This is a genomic window from Chthoniobacterales bacterium (genome assembly GCA_018883245.1).
Classification (GTDB): domain Bacteria; phylum Verrucomicrobiota; class Verrucomicrobiia; order Chthoniobacterales; family JACTMZ01; genus JACTMZ01.
In genome coordinates this window covers 1-1,843 of the sequence record VEQL01000082.1, presented here as the reverse complement: position 1 = coordinate 1,843, position 1,843 = coordinate 1, and the positions used below count along the sequence as shown (strand labels likewise).

General features: G+C 60.0%; 2 protein-coding genes. Both read left to right on the top strand.

Annotated elements, in window-relative coordinates; genetic code table 11:
- The first annotated feature begins 853 nt into the window (after nt 1-853).
- Nucleotides 854-1,405: a hypothetical protein gene (locus FGM15_13625; protein MBU3666897.1), complete on the top strand. Its 552-nt coding sequence runs from the start codon at nt 854-856 to the stop codon at nt 1,403-1,405.
- Nucleotides 1,402-1,843 (top strand): helix-turn-helix domain-containing protein (locus FGM15_13620; GenBank protein MBU3666896.1); only part of this gene is annotated, 442 nt, incomplete at its 3' end. The genes FGM15_13625 and FGM15_13620, both read left to right, overlap by 4 nt.

Here is a 1,843-nt window from a genome sequence, read left to right as displayed (position 1 = left end):
GCCGTCTGAACCCCGAAGAGATTGCCGCGATGGTGGAAAATTCCGCCTATTGCGCACACGGCGCGGGGGCGAGGCTCTTCGGTTGGCATCAGCGCAGCGACCCGCGACTGCTTCAGCGCAACGATCCCTTCGGGGTGAACCACTGGGTTGGGGGAGCCGTTGGCGTGATCGGCAAGAAGGTGCGCTGGGACGAGTTGCTCAAGTGCAAGTGCGACATCGACGCCACGCTCACCGAATTGATGGAAAACCGCCTGGTCTGGAACGAGGCGCGCTTTTGCTTCCTGCAGGAAAGGGACAAGAACCTTGGTGGCAATTCGCTGATTCGTTCGGCAGAGCGGATTGCGGCCGAGAAGCGCTATCTCAAGAACAAGTGGAAGTCGCACATCCGCTTCGAGAGCTACAAGAGCCAGGATCGGGTGGCCATGGATGCGCCCCGGCGCCAGTCGGTAAGTCTCGGATGACGCACCCTCAATGCACCCCGGAGGACATTAGGTCATGACGTGTCACTGCGTTAAAGTCGGGGCATGGCTGAACCGGAAGAATCCGTTGCTCGCAAGCTGCCCATCTCGTTGGACAAGTTCCGCGAGGTGCTCGGCCGGAGCCGAACCACGATCTACAGATGGGAGCGCGATGGGCTCTTCCAGAGCTATCTCATCTACAACCGCCGCTACGTGCGGGCCGAAGTGGTGGAAGAGTTTATGCGCCGGGCTGAGGCTGGCGAGTTTGCCAAACCGGGCCACCGACCGCGCCGAAAAATGGTGAAAAAAACCGATGGATTCAGTGCGTTTTCTGCGAGAGGCCAAAGGGGATGCAAAACTTCACACCCGACATGTTCGGCCTCACAGGACACGGCATGAGGCTTAGAACGATCAGAGGCTACGATTTCGGCGAGGTAAGCTCGGCGATGCAAAAAGCGATCCGGCGCGGGGAGACCCAATACGCCGGTTACTGGGCCTTGGAACTTTGGGCCAGCGGCTTTGGCAACTACGTGTGGAAACGCCTCCTCACTGTTTCGGCCGAGGACTGCTGGGGCATCATCACCCAAGAGGTCAAAGCGCTGCATGACTCGTATGCCATGATCAACGCGAACCTCTCCGGTCGCCGTGCCCGCGGTCGCATCTTCATTTCGAAAGCCGTGATCCTGCTCTGCGCGGCCAAGAAGAGCCGTGATGCGGATCACCTGCAGAACTTCGTTTACGATGAAATGCGCGGCATCGATCCCGACACGCTGGCCGATGAACTGCGCAGCGCGCCGGAATATGTGCCGGTTCCGGACTACGCATTCGATTGCCACACGCGCCGCGGCAAATCGATGGGCAAGACGAAGGCGGACTTCTTCAAGGCCGAGCAGGCGGCGCTGATGCCGCTTGAGCAAGGGTTGTTCGATCACCTCGTTGACGCATGAGGGCTGACGATCCCGCGCTGCCTGACCGCATCCACTTGCGCACGCTGGTCGAGCACGGGCTGGCGCCGATGCTGAAGCGCGAGCCGCTGGACATTCTGCGGCAGATGCTTGGAGACGAACTGCCTCCGGAGCCGGTGTTTGTGAATCTCACCGTTGAACAGCTTGAGCGTTGTATCGAGGCAGCGCAGCGGGCGCTGAGTGCTCCGGCTGATCCGCTTCCACCAGCGCTTCCTGCGCCCATGGAACCGTTCCGCGACCGTCTTGCGCTCAACACGGAGGAGACGGCGAGGGCGCTTGGAATTTCGAGGGTTACTGTTTACCGCCTTTGGAAGCGAGGTCTGTTGCGTCCAAGCCTTTCGCTGCGCACGCCGCTGTTTGCCGTATCGGAGATTGAAAGGTTTTTGCGTTCCACCGCTGGCATTGAAGAAGAGAGAAAGT